This is a genomic window from Zeaxanthinibacter sp. PT1 (genome assembly GCF_028464225.1).
In the GTDB taxonomy this organism is placed as follows: domain Bacteria; phylum Bacteroidota; class Bacteroidia; order Flavobacteriales; family Flavobacteriaceae; genus Zeaxanthinibacter.
On record NZ_JAQPCN010000003.1, the window covers coordinates 262,114 to 277,378 of the forward strand.

General features: G+C 45.8%; 13 protein-coding genes. 7 read left to right on the forward strand and 6 right to left on the reverse strand.

The annotated features are described in order from the left end of the window. Positions 1 to 35: 35 nt before the first annotated feature. The 4 genes from PP178_RS10610 (at position 36) to PP178_RS10625 (ending at position 6,168) form a co-directional block, all read left to right on the forward strand. Entirely contained in the window at positions 36 to 2,708 is a 2,673-nt protein-coding gene (locus tag PP178_RS10610) for a SprB repeat-containing protein (protein ID WP_272594317.1), read from the forward strand. Between the two features lie 592 nt (positions 2,709 to 3,300). Continuing rightward, positions 3,301 to 4,500: a tRNA 2-thiouridine(34) synthase MnmA gene (mnmA, locus tag PP178_RS10615; RefSeq protein WP_272594318.1), complete on the forward strand. Its 1,200-nt coding sequence runs from the start codon at positions 3,301 to 3,303 to the stop codon at positions 4,498 to 4,500. Between the two features lie 140 nt (positions 4,501 to 4,640). Then, complete coding sequence (locus PP178_RS10620; RefSeq protein WP_336298536.1) at positions 4,641 to 5,582, forward strand: NAD(P)H-dependent flavin oxidoreductase; 942 nt, start codon at positions 4,641 to 4,643, stop codon at positions 5,580 to 5,582. 121 nt (positions 5,583 to 5,703) lie between these two features. Then, positions 5,704 to 6,168, forward strand: coding sequence for an Hsp20/alpha crystallin family protein (locus PP178_RS10625; RefSeq protein ID WP_272594319.1), 465 nt, complete (start codon positions 5,704 to 5,706; stop codon positions 6,166 to 6,168). 72 nt (positions 6,169 to 6,240) lie between these two features. Here PP178_RS10625 and PP178_RS10630 read toward each other — a convergent pair whose 3' ends face one another. After that, a complete protein-coding gene (locus PP178_RS10630) occupies positions 6,241 to 7,533 on the reverse strand; it encodes a Zn-dependent hydrolase (protein ID WP_272594320.1) in 1,293 nt (430 codons plus the stop codon). A gap of 51 nt (positions 7,534 to 7,584) precedes the next feature. Next, positions 7,585 to 9,312: a hypothetical protein gene (locus PP178_RS10635; RefSeq protein ID WP_272594321.1), complete on the reverse strand. Its 1,728-nt coding sequence runs from the start codon at positions 9,310 to 9,312 to the stop codon at positions 7,585 to 7,587. A gap of 275 nt (positions 9,313 to 9,587) precedes the next feature. Here PP178_RS10635 and PP178_RS10640 point away from each other — a divergent pair, with 275 nt between their 5' ends. Next, on the forward strand, positions 9,588 to 10,199 hold the full coding sequence (locus PP178_RS10640) for a trimeric intracellular cation channel family protein (protein ID WP_272594322.1): 612 nt from the start codon (positions 9,588 to 9,590) through the stop codon (positions 10,197 to 10,199). Here PP178_RS10640 and PP178_RS10645 read toward each other — a convergent pair. Further along, entirely contained in the window at positions 10,196 to 10,933 is a 738-nt protein-coding gene (locus PP178_RS10645; protein WP_272594323.1) for a peptidylprolyl isomerase, read from the reverse strand. The genes PP178_RS10640 and PP178_RS10645 overlap by 4 nt on opposite strands. Here PP178_RS10645 and PP178_RS10650 point away from each other — a divergent pair. Together PP178_RS10650 and PP178_RS10655 are read left to right on the forward strand one after the other, a co-directional pair. Further along, on the forward strand, positions 10,932 to 11,573 hold the full coding sequence (locus PP178_RS10650; RefSeq protein ID WP_272594324.1) for an NUDIX hydrolase: 642 nt from the start codon (positions 10,932 to 10,934) through the stop codon (positions 11,571 to 11,573). The genes PP178_RS10645 and PP178_RS10650 overlap by 2 nt on opposite strands. A 25-nt stretch (positions 11,574 to 11,598) precedes the next feature. Next, entirely contained in the window at positions 11,599 to 12,411 is an 813-nt protein-coding gene (locus PP178_RS10655; RefSeq protein ID WP_272594325.1) for a lysophospholipid acyltransferase family protein, read from the forward strand. Here the strand turns inward: PP178_RS10655 and PP178_RS10660 are convergent. From PP178_RS10660 to PP178_RS10670, 3 genes are all read right to left on the reverse strand, one after another. Next, positions 12,408 to 13,052: a hypothetical protein gene (locus tag PP178_RS10660; protein ID WP_272594326.1), complete on the reverse strand. Its 645-nt coding sequence runs from the start codon at positions 13,050 to 13,052 to the stop codon at positions 12,408 to 12,410. The genes PP178_RS10655 and PP178_RS10660 overlap by 4 nt on opposite strands. A gap of 4 nt (positions 13,053 to 13,056) precedes the next feature. Beyond that, positions 13,057 to 13,551 (reverse strand): RNA polymerase sigma factor, encoded by a 495-nt coding sequence (locus PP178_RS10665; RefSeq protein ID WP_272594429.1) that lies wholly within the window; start codon positions 13,549 to 13,551, stop codon positions 13,057 to 13,059. 137 nt (positions 13,552 to 13,688) lie between these two features. Continuing rightward, positions 13,689 to 15,131 carry an amidohydrolase gene (locus PP178_RS10670; RefSeq protein WP_272594327.1) on the reverse strand — a complete coding sequence of 481 codons (1,443 nt, stop codon included), beginning with the start codon at positions 15,129 to 15,131 and terminating at the stop codon, positions 13,689 to 13,691. Positions 15,132 to 15,265: the final 134 nt, after the last annotated feature.

Below are 15,265 nucleotides of genomic sequence, written 5' to 3' on the forward strand. Positions count from 1 at the left end.
CTCTGGTATAGTTTAAAAACAATCACAACTATACTATGAGAACCACTTCATTTTCACCCATCAAAAACTGTTACATCTCTCTTTTATTATCCATTTTTACAATGGTTAGTATCTATGCAAATAGATTCGATAGCAGTATAAACTCAGACATTAATGGTGGGATAGAATTCTTTGTATTTACTGAAAATAATTCTGCTGGTACTTATTGGACCGCGGATACCGGTAGCTTTTTATTATCCGGCTACGATAACCAAATATTTGCGCCCCTTAGTGTAAAAATCAGGGACTATTGCCATGTAGACTGTCATGGGGGAGATAATGCACATGCCACCGCCGAAGCTAATGGCGGAGTTGCGCCCTATACCTATTTATGGAGCAATGGGTCGACCGATCATAAACTCACAGGGCTTACCGCCGGTACTTACGGGGTCACTGTTACTGATGCCCTTGGCGCCAAGGTCAGTTGCGAAGTGGTGATCAAAGAGCCTGAAAAGTTGACGCACAATATTGAGAAATTATCAGATGCCAGTGGTCCTGGTGAAGCAGACGGTTCTGCAAAGGTAACTCCTTTCGGGGGCACCAAACCCTATACATATTTATGGGATAATGGTGAAACCACTGCAACGGCTACAGGTTTGACGCCTGGCACACACAGCGTAGTTGTCACAGACAAAAATGGATGCACGGTCAGTTGTACGATTTATATTGGTATGGACGAACCAAGGGAAGAAGAAATATGCGACGGTATTGACAACGACGGAGATGGTGTTGTTGATGAAAACTTTGCAGATTCTGATAATGATGGTATAGCTGACTGTGTGGATGACTGTGATGATAGAATAGATATTGACGGGGATAACATCCCGGATTGCGTGGATGATTGTGATGATAGAATAGATACTGACGGTGATAACATCCCGGATTGTATAGATGATTGTGATGATACGGTTGACACTGACGGTGATAATATCCCGGATTGCAGAGACGATTGCGATGATACGATTGACACTGACGGTGATAACATCCCGGACTGCATAGACGATTGCGATGATACTATTGACACTGACGGTGATAACATCCCGGATTGTTTGGATGATTGCGATGATACGATTGACACTGACGGTGATAATATCCCGGACTGCGTAGATGATTGTGATGATACGATTGACACTGACGGTGATAACATCCCGGATTGTATAGACGATTGCGATGATACAATTGACACAGATGGTGATAATATCCCGGACTGCATAGACGATTGCGATGATACAATTGACACAGATGGTGATAATATCCCGGACTGCATAGACGATTGCGATGATACGATTGACACTGACGGTGATAATATCCCGGACTGCGTAGATGATTGTGATGATACGATTGACACTGACGGTGATAACATCCCGGATTGTATAGACGATTGCGATGATACTATTGACACTGACGGTGATAACATCCCGGATTGTTTGGATGATTGCGATGATACGATTGACACTGACGGTGATAACATCCCGGATTGTATAGACGATTGCGATGATACTATTGACACTGACGGTGATAACATCCCGGATTGTTTGGATGATTGCAATGATACGATTGACACTGACGGTGATAACATCCCGGATTGTGTGGATGATTGCGATGATACGATTGACACTGACGGTGATAACATCCCGGATTGCGTAGATGATTGTGATGATACTATAGATACCGACGGTGATGGTATTTCGGATTGTGATGATTATGAAGAATGCGATGGTTTGGACAATGATGGGGATGGACAGATTGATGAAGGTCTGGATTGCGAGGAGGTTTGTGATGGATTAGATAACGACGGGGATGGTGAGATTGACGAAGGCCTGGATTGTGTAGAACTCTGTGACGGTGTTGATAATGATGGTGACGGTATGATTGATGAAGGATATGATCTGGATAATGACGGCAGAGCGGACTGTGAGGATGACGAATTTGATCCTCCTTCACCTTGTGGTGAGACGGCCTATGCCAGGGATCCAGACAATGCAAGGTGTTTCCAACAAGATGGTTTCGCTAACTGGGGATGGACCAACAGCATTACAGAAGGAAACACTTATAGGATGGAAATGTATTCGGGTGCGGCAAATTGCGATTATGTAAACAATGGATGGTTTATCGGCTATGCTACGGTGATCTATGAAAATGGAAAAGTGACTGTTGCCATACAGCTATTCCCGGGGGTAACCATGACCGAAGCACAAGTATATATTGGCACTGCTATGTATCCTGAGAAAAACGGCAATCCTACTGTGGGGCCAGGTCAATATCCCTACAAAGCGGAGGACCTGGAGGGAGGCGACCGTATTAATTATACATTTGAGCCAGATACAGTGTTCAGTGGTCCTTTATATGTAATTGTACATGCTACTACCTGCAGTGCCCAATATGCAAATGATGATAAATTAGAGGTTATGGGCACCAAAGCCACGGTATTTCAGAACCAGGTTCAACAGGTGTTAAGCTTAGACCTGGATATCCAATATGAATCTTCAGTAAATGTACATTTTCAAGATCTGGATGGAAGAATGATAAAGCGACCGGCCGTCCAAAGAGTTAGCCCAGGACTCAACCGCCTGAATTATAACCTGAGTGGTTTGCCCTCCCGGATCATGCTGATGAACATCTATACCGAAAGAGAGATTATACACAAGAAAGTGCTCTATCGGGAGTAGATGTAAATAAAAATAATCTAAAAAAAGCTCCCCGATTGGGGAGCTTTCCGTTTAGATAGTAGGTTATGTTTGATCAGATTTGGAGTGTCAAATATGGGTCTTTATCAAGGACGGGCAAAAAGATAGTTGTCAAGCGACAATTTTTGTATGCTAATCCGCTGATTACTGATGTCTGGCGAAAAGCTTTTCGTAACTATTGGAAATTTATTAAAAATACCATAGAGCAATGGAAGAGATTTTGCTGATAAAATCAATTTTACATTGGAAAACAGGAGGGCTAGAGGTTGTCTATGACCACTTGTGGAAGAGCACTTTGACTATACTGTGAACTACCCCGTTACGCGCGATCGTATAGGCTGTTCTTAGGTCAGGTTAGTGCCGGTGGTATTCTTAATGAAGACGACTTTCCTAACGATAACCACGGTTACAGAATCGCCTTGGAAGATCTCTATCACCTGGCAGTTGTGTGAATTATGCGGCAACTCCGGTTATCAACTATTTTTAAAAGGTCTATTTCACTTCAATGAGGTGAATCTTATCTATATCTTAAAAGCATGGTGATGCGGGCCTATTTTTGTATTTTTGCCCGGTTATGAGCAGCAAGAAAAAAGTAGTGGTCGGGCTATCAGGGGGTGTGGACTCCAGTGTTGCCGCATACCTGTTAAAAGAACAGGGATATGAGGTCATCGGCTTGTTTATGAAGAACTGGCATGATGATTCTGTGACGATCTCTAAAGAATGTCCCTGGTTAGAAGACAGTAACGACGCACTGATCGTGGCCGAGAAGCTGGGAATCCCTTTCCAGACGGTAGACTTGAGTGAGGAGTACAAAGAACGGATCGTGGACTACATGTTTGCCGAATACGAAAAGGGCCGTACGCCTAACCCGGATGTATTGTGCAACAGGGAGATCAAGTTTGATGTTTTTTTGAAGATCGCCTTACAACTGGGAGCCGATTATGTCGCAACAGGTCACTATTGTCGTAAAGAGACTACCATAGATGAAAAGGGTAATCCGGTACATCATCTGCTGGCCGGAAAGGATCCTAATAAGGACCAATCCTATTTCCTCTGCCAGTTATCCCAGGAACAATTGTCAAAGACCTTATTCCCGGTTGGGGAATTATTAAAGCCCGAAGTTAGGCAGATCGCGGCCGAGAACAAACTGGTAACCGCTGATAAGAAAGATTCGCAAGGGCTGTGTTTTATCGGGAAAGTCAGGCTCCCCGATTTCCTGCAGCAGAAATTAAAACCGAAAAAAGGGGTTATCGTAGAGGTACCCGGGAATGCGCCGCAGTACCAACAGGCCATGCCTAATTTTTCAAATAAACGTGAAGAACTGGCTTTTTACTCAGAGAAGCCCGTGTACCACAAAGAGGATGGGAAGATCGTCGGGGAACACCAGGGTGCTCATTATTTTACGAAAGGGCAACGAAAAGGATTAGATGTGGGTGGTACTAAAGAACCCTTATTTGTAATTGAAACTGATGTAGAGGAGAACGTTATTTACACCGGGCAGGGAAAAGGACATCCCGGGCTGTACCGGCGTACCCTCTTTGTCACCGATGACGAATTGCACTGGGTGCGCACTGACCTTTCCTTAAAACCCGATCAAACCATGGAGGTGGAAGCGAGAATTCGCTACCGACAACCGCTGCAACATGCTACCCTCTATAAAATTGAAGGCGGGCTCTATGTAGATTTCAATACTCCCCAGACTTCGATCACCGAAGGGCAGTTTGTCGCCTGGTACTCAGGGGAAGAATTGATAGGTTCCGGGGTTATATCCTAGATCCTGGTATAAATTCAAGGGGATGAGAAGTATCCATTTTCCCGGAAAAAACTATTTTTAGTGCAATTGTATGTGTTCCATCTTAGAGAGCCATAGGTTGCACTTATTTTTTTATAAAGATTAAACTACAGAAGCGAGAAATGCAGAACAGGATTACTGAACTCTTCCATATAGAATACCCCATTATACAGGCCGGAATGGTGTGGGCCAGTGGATGGCGCCTGGCTTCGGCCGTCTCCAATGCCGGCGGACTTGGTCTTTTAGGAGCCGGGAGTATGTACCCGGAAATATTACGAGAACATATTCAAAAATGCCAGGGAGCTACTTCAAAACCATTTGGAGTGAATGTCCCCTTATTATACCCGGATATTCAAAAGTTGATGGAGGTGATCGTGGAAGAGGGGGTGAAGATCGTTTTTACATCGGCAGGAAATCCCGCGACCTGGACCTCCTTCCTGAAAGAAAAAGGAATTACCGTAGTGCATGTGGTCAGCAGCGTTAAATTTGCCTTGAAATCACAGCAGGTAGGGGTGGACGCCATTGTGGCCGAAGGATTTGAGGCCGGGGGGCATAACGGGCGTGATGAGACTACCACCCTGACCCTAATTCCGGCCGTAAAGGAAAAGATCGATATCCCATTGATCGCTGCAGGGGGAATTGGCGATGGGCGAGCCATGCTCGCCGCCATGATTCTCGGAGCAGATGGGGTACAGGTGGGCAGCAGGTTTGTGGCCAGTGAAGAAGCCTCTTCTCATCCCGCCTTTAAAAAGATGGTGGTCGATGCCAAAGAGGGGGATACCCTTCTGACCCTTAAAGAGCTAGCCCCGGTGCGCCTACTTAAGAACAAGTTCTTTAACGATATTCAAGAGGCCTACGCGCGGGGAGCCAGTGTGGATGACCTAAAATCATTGCTCGGCAGGGCCAGGGCCAAGAAAGGTATGTTTGAAGGAGACCTGGAGGAAGGGGAACTGGAGATCGGCCAGGTATCGGCCACCATACATGATATTCGACCGGCCGCTGATATTGTAAAGCGAATGATGGAGGAATTCCGACAAGCGCAAAAACAAACAGCCTTACTGTAATGCTGTTCTTCGTATTAACTTTGGATATTTAAGGTGTTAAGCTGATTTCAGTCATTTTATAGAGGTGTAACAGGTGATACTTTTGTTTTGCTATAAAATGTAATCCTTAACACATAATATCATGACACTAATTAAATCAAGAAAGCGGCCTATTGGCCAGTTCCTGTCACAGGAACTTTTTGACATTGATGATTTTTTTGAAAGTCAATGGAAGCGAAGAAAAATGTTTTCAGACGAATTCTGGAACGGAAAATCCGGTGAGCCTGCAATGAATATCAGGGAGACCGATGGTAAATTTGAAGTAGAAATGTCCGCGCCGGGATTTGATAAGAAGGATTTTGAGGTAACGCTGGATGAAGGTTACCTTCACATAAAAGCCGAGAAAACTATATCCGAAGAGGAAGAAGAAGACAATTATACCCGCAGGGAGTTCAGTTATAACTCCTTTGAGCGTTCGTTGAAACTTCCTGAAAGCGTGAAGGAGGTACCTGTGGAGGCTAATTATAAAAATGGCATCCTGCACTTTGAACTGGTCAAGAAAGAAGCTAGCGCCAAGAAAGAGCCCATCAAGATAGCGATCAACTGAGTTCTGGGTTGTATCTTATAGAAAGCCCCTGCCGGGAAGTTTAAGCAGGGGTTTTTTATGTTCTCATAGAAATCAATCCTGCTTATCGAGTCTTAATAGCGAATGGAGCAGTACATTGGCACCGTTAGCGATATCCCTGGCAGTGGTGAATTCCTTAGGAGAATGACTGATCCCACCTTTGCTGGGCACAAAGATCATCCCGGTGGGTGCCAGTAGGGCCATATCCTGGGCGTCGTGCCCTGCACCACTCTGCATATTCCGATAACTGAGCCCCAGTTCCTCGGCCGTATTGGCGATCACTTCCCGGATGGCAGGATCGGTCAGCGCCGGGTCGCCGGTGCCGTCAATTGGGCTAATATCAAACGAGGTTGCTGATGCTGTTGCAATTTGATCTGCTCTTTCCCTGAGCTGTCGGATAAGCAAATGCATTTTATCTGAAGACAAATCCCGGATTTCCACGGTCAGGGTAACCTCCCCGGGGATTACATTGGGTGCTCCTGGCTTTGCTTCAATACGACCTACGGTACAGACATGTTTTCCCTCATTTTCCAATGCGACCTCGTTAACGGCTATGATAAAACGCGCAGCTGCCAGCAAGGCATCTTCCCGCTGATCCATGGGGGTTGTACCGGCATGGTTGGCTTTTCCCGCAACTTTCACTGCCCACCATTGGATCCCGACTATACCTTCCACTACACCTATATCTTCATCATTTTGATCCAGTATACCCCCTTGTTCTATATGCAGCTCCAGGAAGGCTGCAAGATCTCCTTTTTTCCGAACTACCTGGTCTAATCGGGTAGTATCGCCTCCCAATCTTTGGATTCCTTCCGCCATGGAATACCCTGTACTGTTCCGAACCTTTAGTGCGCTTGCCCCTAATTTACCCGCAAGGGCCCGGCTGCCCATGACCCCGCCTTCTTCATTTGAAAAGATAATGACCTCCAGCGGGTGCCTGGTGGTAACACCATGCTCCTGTAAGGTCTTTACCACTTCTATGGCGGCCAAAGAACCGACGATTCCATCATAGTTGCCTCCGTCCGGCACCATGTCAATATGAGAACCCGTAGCCAGGGGTTTCAGACCACTTTCCGAACCCTTTTTCTGGCCGATAATATTTGCCGCAGCATCCACGCTCACCTCCAGCCCGGCTTCGCGCATTAATTGCATCACGTATGTCCTCCCGGCAATATCTGCATCGCTGAAAGCTACACGGTTCGTGCTGCCATCGTCCCGCTGACCATAAGTGGCCAGGGTTTTCAGCTGCTGTTCCAAGCGATCCTGGTTTATTTTTATAGGGGTTTGTGCAAAACTGATTCCGAATAAAGAGGAGAATAACAGCCAAAGGATAAAGCGAAAGTTCATGATAAAAAGTTATAGTGAACTTCAATTTATAAAACCTTATTCATTTGTGACTCAGAAAACTGAAGAATTTATTTTCAGGTCGGCCTCCGCCCATTTTTTTTCAAACTCTTTTTGTATAAGATCAGCCTCTGCCTGTTTTCCCTGTAGCCTTAAAGACCGCTCTAAACCCCGCAGCGACCATCCGTTCTGGCGAACCTTTTCCAGGTCCTCTCTATACACTACTTCGGCTTCACGGAATTTTTCCATGTTGAGGAGTAGTGCCCCAAGGTTCTGCCGAGGCGGAATATGCCAGGCAGAAGGTTCGGTATACGTTAACTGCTCTTCCAAAGCAACAGCCTTCCTCAGGTGTTCTACAGCCTTACTGTATTCCCCTTCCAGGGCAGCAAGTTCTCCGGAAATCACTTCAAAAGCAACTTCGGCTATTTTTCGCGAACTGTTATGGGCTACGGCTACCAGGGTGTCCAGTTCCGCATCTTGCAACATGGATTCGATGGCATCCAACTCCTGCTCGGCCTCTGCTGCATTATTTTTCCGGATAAATGCCATCCCCCTGGCATAATGCCTGACAAGGCCCAGGTGTTTAATACTGGGGTCAGGGGCAGGATAAGTTAAAATTTGGTTCCACTTTCCGAACCGGACATGGGCCAGGAGGGGAGTAGCAGCAAAATCCTGTAAAAACGGCAAGGCGGCTAACTGTCCCTGAGGAACCTTCTCTGCTGTTTTTCGTGCTGCATCAATGGCGATTTCACTGGCGCCGATAAGACTGGCTGCAGACCAGAGAAAATGAATGTTATGTGGGTAATAGGCCAGGGGATACAGACCCTGGGAATAACACTGGGAAATATAATCTTCGTCTGCTTCAATAGCCTTCTGGTTTGCTGCGACCGCGTCTGCATAACGACCAACCCGGATATAAATATGTGATGGCATATGTACCATATGTCCTGCGGCCGGCATTAATCCGCCAAGGATGTCTGCACTATCTTCAGCCATATCCGGTGAAGGGAGCTCCATTAAATGGATATAGTAATGGTGTGCTCCGGGATGTGCAGGGTTTAATGCAATAGCCTTTTCCAAACTGTTCTTTGCTTCGGCCATATGGGCATTCGGTTGTCCATTTTTATCCCAGTAATTCCAGGGATTGGTGTCCATTGCCGCGGCTGCCAGGAGGGTTTGTATTTCTGCACTTCCGCTATGTTTCTTTGCGACCTCCCGCATCGCTCTAAAATAGTTGTCGTTCAGTTCAGCCACGGATTGAGTAAGATTTTCAGAAAAACGTTGATCCAAGGCATTAATGAGATCCTTTTCAATTTCACTGTTATTTTCGTAAAGCTCTTTAGCTTTTTTTATAGCTTTAAAAGCCTCCAGTTTCCGGGTCTCATCAGGTAAGGGGTCATTAATATTGGGCCCGAGTGCATAAGCCTGCCCCCAGTATGCCATGGCGGCTTCGGGATCTAAACGGGCTGCTTCCATAAAGGACCGGTGTGCTTCGGCATGGTTAAAACCATAGGTAAGCCGTAATCCCTGGTCAAAAAATACTTGTGCGCGTTCAGAATTCGTGCTGATGGGAAAATGATGGTCCCCGAGATTTTCAAACAAGGGGGCAATTTGCCGAGTGGTATCTACCCCTGAGAGCAGGAAATTAGCCACCGTACACTTAATATTTCCGTACGAGGCCTGTTCTACCCGGACCACCTCCTCCTTTGGGGTGAGAAAACGCATGCAAAGGATGCTCAGAATTACTATTAACCCTGAAAAAATGATTTTCCTGCTGTTCATAATAAAGAATTAAAGATCAACTACGGTGGGGGAGTACATGCCTTAAGGCCTAAGAGCTCAGTAGGGGAAGTTTGTCATTGATAACAATGATATTAAAGATACTCTAAACCAGTGTATTGGGCAATATTGGGCCTGTGAAATCTTATGGAGCAATATTTCCCGCTGAAGTATTCAGAAACGCCATATAGCACTATCCTGACAAGATATATTCTTGTATTTTTGCCCTTCTAATAGCTGATTTCGATTAGGATCAGCATTTAAATACCCGGCATTAAATGTTCTACCTCACCATTGACATTCTCGGTACCATCGCGTTCGCCATTTCAGGGGTGTTGGTGGCTATGGAAAAAAAACTTGATCTTTTCGGGGTGTTCATCATCGCCTTTGTTACCGCGGTTGGTGGAGGTACCTTACGGGACCTGCTGATTGGATATACTCCTGTATTGTGGATGAGACAGCCGATATACCTGATAACCATCGCCGCTTCCGTGGTCTTTGCCATCATCTTTCGTTCAAAACTTAAGTACCTGACCAAATCCCTGTTCTTTTTTGACGCGGTAGGGATCGGGCTCTATACCCTGGTGGGGATAGAGAAGGGAATAGCCGTAGGTCTTATCCCGGTTATGTGCCTGGCCTTGGGAACTATTACAGCTTGTTTTGGAGGAGTGATCCGCGATATTTTATGCAACGATATCCCCGTGATCTTCCGGAGGAAGGAAATTTATGCTACCGCTTGTATCCTTGGAGGGGGAAGCTATTTTATTTGGAGGTTATTCCTGAAAGAGGAATACGCCTACATGGCCGGTATTCTTTTGGTCATCAGCATTCGTTTATTGGCCGTACGTTTTAATATCCGGCTTTTTTCGGTTTACAGGGATGAGGCCTAACGAACAACTTCTGCTTTAAGGATGTAGACATTCTGTGAGGGCCAGTCCCCGTCATCAACAGGCACCTGGTTGATGGCATCTACGACGTCCATCCCGCTGATCACCCTGCCAAAGGGAGTGTACTCCCCGTCCAGATGGTAAGACCCGGGATTGGTGACCACGATAAAAAACTCATAGGGAGATGCGAGCATATGGGGATTATTGATCTCGCTGCTGGGCATGGATACTGTACCCCGGTGATGGCTGTGACCTTTACGGGTGTCCGGGGGAAGAAGGTAACGGCCGATTTCTGAACGCTTTTGAGCCGTTTCCTTGTTATCCGCGTTACCCCCCTGAATGATGAAATCCTTGACCACCCTGTGGAACATGGTGTTATTAAAATATCCTTGGCGGGTAAGGTAGATGAAATTAGCCTTGTGATAAGGGACATTGTCATAGAGCTGTATAGTGAAGGCCCCCATGCTGGTGGTCATTCTCACCTTATCAACTTTTAGATCTTTCTGGTAGTTGAAGAAGAAATCTATCGCATTCTCTTCCGTCAGTTGAAAAGTGTCTTTGGGCATTTCCTTTTCAACTTCTTCAGCCCCCTCCTTGGGTTCCAATATGGTAGTGCTGCTGTCTTTTTCCTGGCTTACCAGCGGTTCTTTACTCCCGCTCTCCTTAGGATCGGGCTTACAGTGCACTAATAAAAATAATGCTAATATTGCAGTAAGGGTGATTGGAATAGTACGCATGGATTTTTCTCTTTTTACACAAGAAGTATCAAAAATAAAAAAACTGGAACTTCCGGGGGTGGAATCCCATTATAAAATGGCGCCCATGGAACGCCTTGATGCGCTCAAAAAGTTGGCCAGGAAAGACATAGCACCACGGAAAGCCGGGGTCATGGCCTTGTTTTATCCCAAAGAGAACAGGGAAACTCACCTGCTGCTGATTCTCAGGAATACATACCCCGGTGTACATTCTAACCAGATCGGTTTTCCGGGAGGTAAACAGGAAGACACCGATAAAAATCTATTGCATACGGCCTTGAGGGAAACAGAGGAAGAGGTGGGGGTCCCTCCCAGCCAGGTCACTGTTGTCCGGGAATTAAGTCAATTGTACATACCTCCCAGTAATTTTGAAGTTCAACCCTATATAGGCCTTTACCACGAGGCCCGGCCTTTTGTCGTAGACACGACAGAAGTTGCAGCCCTGGTAGAAGTTTCTTTAAACCAATTCATGGACGAGAGTATTGTAAAGCAAAAAATAATGACCACATCATATGCCAGTAGCATCGCCGTACCTGCCTTTATATTAAACGGTTATACGGTTTGGGGAGCGACAGCGATGATGTTGAGTGAGATAAAGGAACTTTTTAAACAGTCGCTATAAGGCATTATTTGTATTTTTGTAGACTATGGGGCTATTCAAAAAAAATCCATTCGGGCATATACTCTTCATTAAAAAATGGTTGATCCGTATCATGGGCGTCGTTACTCACCAGCGCTATAAAGGGTTCAACAAACTGGAGATAGAGGGTTCAGATATTATTCGTTCCCTACCGGAAAAGAACGTTCTCTTTGTCAGTAACCACCAGACCTATTTTGCCGATGTTGTGGCAATGTTCCATGTCTTTAATGCCAGTTTAAGCGGCAGGATAGATTCTATCAAGAACGTGGGCTACCTGTGGAATCCAAAACTGAATGTCTATTATGTAGCGGCCGCTGAAACCATGAAAAAAAGCCTGCTGACCAAGGTGATGGCTTATGCGGGTTCTGTAAGTATACAGCGAACCTGGAGAGCAGAAGGGAAAGAAGTGAACCGGCAGGTGAAGATGAGTGATATCACCAACATAGGTACTGCCTTGAATGATGGATGGGTGATCACCTTTCCACAGGGCACAACAACTCCGTGGAAACCACTCAGGAAAGGAACTGCCCATATTATCAAACGATACAAACCGGTAGTAGTTCCCGTTGTGATAGACGGCTTCAGACGATCTTTTGATAAAAAAGGCTTACGCGTTAAGAAGAAAGGTATTCTTCAGTCTATGGTCATTAAAGAACCCCTGGAAATCGATTACGAAAATGAATCGGTGGATTCTATTATTGAGAAACTGGAATACGCCATTGAGCAACATTCTTCATTCCTGAAAGTGATTCCGAAGGAAGAACTCATGGCCTATGAAGAAGAAAACCAGAAAAGGCGGTTCAGGGCACCCAGCTCCTAGACATCAATCTCTTCCAATTCCTTATAATTCTTCCTGAGACGACTTAGTAAAAGCCCGTATAGCAGTTTGTAGAAAAGCCAGAGAAGGGTGACAAAAACCACCACGAAGAGGATCATCATTCCAATGATGAGCAGCCAGAAAAGAGCCTCGTTCCCGGCTTCATTGGCTGCCGAAACTAATTTTGCTCCATCGGGACCAAAACGAAGACTTCCATAGATACTGGTTACCAGGGAAATGGCGAATATCGCGATGTTAAACCAGACATACTGGGTAACGGTTCGCTTTACCTTCAGTATGGCTTTCATAAGTTCCCGGGATGAATCTGTAAACGAAATCTGCCTGTAGTTGATGTAGAACTTATAAATAAAGAATACTAGGATAATATAGCTGAGGGTGGTCATCACGATGGTGAACTCGTAGAGATGCATTTTTTTGATCATCTCCCAAGCCTCTGCATCGGTAAATACCACATTAATGGCCGTCCAGAAAAAGAATTCCATCAGGCTGATATAGAAGATCCATTTTACGATAGACGAGGATCGTTTCCAGGTCATCCGGTAAATTTCTTCATAACTGAGCCTCGGCAGTTCGGTCTCTTTCTTCTGCCAATCCTTTTTCAATAAATCGAGTTCGTCCATCATCTGCTCAAGGATTTATAATAGTTCTTAATTTGGTTTTTATCCGATTCATCTTTACCCTGGCGTTCACTTCTGTAATACCAAGCGTCTCAGCTATCTCCCGGTAATCTTTATCTTCCAGGTAAAGGAAGACCAACGCTTTATCTATGTCCCCCAACTCGCGGATAGCACTGTACATCAATTGTAACTGCTGTTCTTCTGTTGGGTCGTATTCTTCTGCCTTAACTTTAAATATGACCGAGTCATAATCATAGGTATCTACCCTTTTTTTAGTCTTGCGGTATTGTGTAATGGCAGTGTTTAGTGCTACCCTGTACATCCACGTACTGAACTTTGCTTCCCCCCTGAATTTAGGATAAGCCTTCCATAACTGTATGGTAATCTCCTGGAACAGGTCGTTATGCGCCTCCTTATTTTTTGCATAGAGCGTACATACCTTGTGAACGATGTTCTGGTGCAGCTCCAGCTCTGATACAAACTGATGTTCTAGTGTTTTTTGGATCTCGGTGGTTGGCATTGTTCAACAATTAGTAGAAGCAATGGGGGAATTGTTACAAAGTAAATACAAAAAAGCGTTTAAAATAAAAGAAGCTTCCCAAGTATACCTGGGAAGCTTTTGTTTAACGTGGCTTATACGATTTATTCGCCGGGGTTATTCCGGTAGTTAAGGGCGGGTTCGCGGTCACCCAGGAGCGGTATATATTTAAAATCCGGTCCTCTTCTTCGTTCAAATTCGGCCGTTGCCTTCTCCAGTAATTCCGCATCTTTAAAAATGTCTATGGCGGTTAGCGCCAGGGTTTTGGCGGCAACCATCATTCCTTTATGCCCGATTGAGGTGCCCCCTGTGGCGACAGCTTGCCAGCTGTGAGCCGGGGTTCCCGGTACCCATGTGGCTGTACTGAGGCCAACCGTTGGGACCGCAAAGCTTACATCACCGACATCGGTAGAACCCGAAGGTCTGGAAACTTCTTTAAACGGCTGTAAACCCGATGCCATTTGCAGGTCAGCCTGTTTATAACCCAGGCTTACCGCTATAGAGTCGGCAAATACCTTTTCTTCCGGTGTATAGGTAACTCCGCCAATTTTCTTCAGGTTCTCGTGCATTTTTTTCTGCAGGGTGATATTGGCCAGCAATTCGTGCGTTCCCCCGATCATTTCGTACTCCATTGTTGTCCCTGTTCCCAGGGCAGCACCTTCGGCTGCTTTTACTATCCTGTCAAAAATATCGATGACCACATCACGGCTGTCGTGCCTGGCATAATAATAGACTTCGGCAAAATCAGGAACCACGTTCGGTGCCTTTCCGCCACTGGTGATCACATAGTGAATTCGGGATGTTTCCGGTACGTGCTCGCGCATCATGTTTACCATCATGTTCATCGCTTCTACCCCGTCCAGGGCAGACCTTCCTTTCTCAGGTGCTCCGGCGGCATGGGCCGATACGCCATGGAAACGGAATTTAGCCGATTTATTGGCCAAGGCAGCTACCATACTGGCGTCATTATTATCTCCTGGATGCCAGTGCAGGGCGGCATCCACATCGTCAAAGAGTCCGCTCCTTACCATATAAACTTTCCCGGATCCACCCTCTTCGGCAGGGGTCCCGTAAAAACGAACCGTGCCTGTTTTCCCATTGGCGGAAAGCCAGTTTTTGGTCGCGATCGCAGCAGCGGCTGAAGCGGTACCAAAGAGGTGATGGCCACAGGCATGCCCTGCAGCGGCTCCTGCAGATTTTTTAAAGGGTACAGCCTCCTGGGACAGCCCCGGGAGGGCATCGTATTCTCCCAGGATCGCGATCACCGGGCTGCCGCTACCGTACTCCGCGATAAAAGCGGTGGGGATACCGGCGACTCCCTTTTCAATCTTAAATCCTTCAGATGCTAAGGTTTTTTGTAATAATGCACTACTTTGTTCTTCCTGGTATCCCATTTCGGCAAGGGACCAGATCTCATCCGCAATGGCTGTATAAGAGTCTGCTTTGGCATCAATACTTTGAAGTACCTCGCTCTCTTTTTTCTGTGCGTGGGAAGAAAAGCCGAGGCATAAGGCCAGGGCGCATAAGGACAGTAAATTTCTTTTCATGAATTAAAGATTTTTGGTCATCCCATAAATATACTAAATGAACCCTAAGAGGAGGGGAGCGGATCGCAGAAATTAACAGGGAACAAAATGAATTATGAAAGTCGTAGCGGGATTGATTTTTATGCTGTGGTACT

Excerpts from the sequence above, each read along its gene's own strand:
- PP178_RS10610 (WP_272594317.1), top strand. The coding sequence starts at position 36 with ATGAGAACCACTTCATTTTCACCCATCAAAAACTGTTACATCTCTCTT.
- mnmA (WP_272594318.1), top strand. The coding sequence starts at position 3,301 with ATGAGCAGCAAGAAAAAAGTAGTGGTCGGGCTATCAGGGGGTGTGGAC.
- PP178_RS10620 (WP_336298536.1), top strand. The coding sequence starts at position 4,641 with ATGCAGAACAGGATTACTGAACTCTTCCATATAGAATACCCCATTATA.
- PP178_RS10625 (WP_272594319.1), top strand. The coding sequence starts at position 5,704 with ATGACACTAATTAAATCAAGAAAGCGGCCTATTGGCCAGTTCCTGTCA.
- PP178_RS10630 (WP_272594320.1), bottom strand. The coding sequence starts at position 7,533 with ATGAACTTTCGCTTTATCCTTTGGCTGTTATTCTCCTCTTTATTCGGA.
- PP178_RS10635 (WP_272594321.1), bottom strand. The coding sequence starts at position 9,312 with ATGAACAGCAGGAAAATCATTTTTTCAGGGTTAATAGTAATTCTGAGC.
- PP178_RS10640 (WP_272594322.1), top strand. The coding sequence starts at position 9,588 with ATGTTCTACCTCACCATTGACATTCTCGGTACCATCGCGTTCGCCATT.
- PP178_RS10650 (WP_272594324.1), top strand. The coding sequence starts at position 10,932 with ATGGATTTTTCTCTTTTTACACAAGAAGTATCAAAAATAAAAAAACTG.
- PP178_RS10645 (WP_272594323.1), bottom strand. The coding sequence starts at position 10,933 with ATGCGTACTATTCCAATCACCCTTACTGCAATATTAGCATTATTTTTA.
- PP178_RS10655 (WP_272594325.1), top strand. The coding sequence starts at position 11,599 with ATGGGGCTATTCAAAAAAAATCCATTCGGGCATATACTCTTCATTAAA.
- PP178_RS10660 (WP_272594326.1), bottom strand. The coding sequence starts at position 13,052 with ATGATGGACGAACTCGATTTATTGAAAAAGGATTGGCAGAAGAAAGAG.
- PP178_RS10670 (WP_272594327.1), bottom strand. The coding sequence starts at position 15,131 with ATGAAAAGAAATTTACTGTCCTTATGCGCCCTGGCCTTATGCCTCGGC.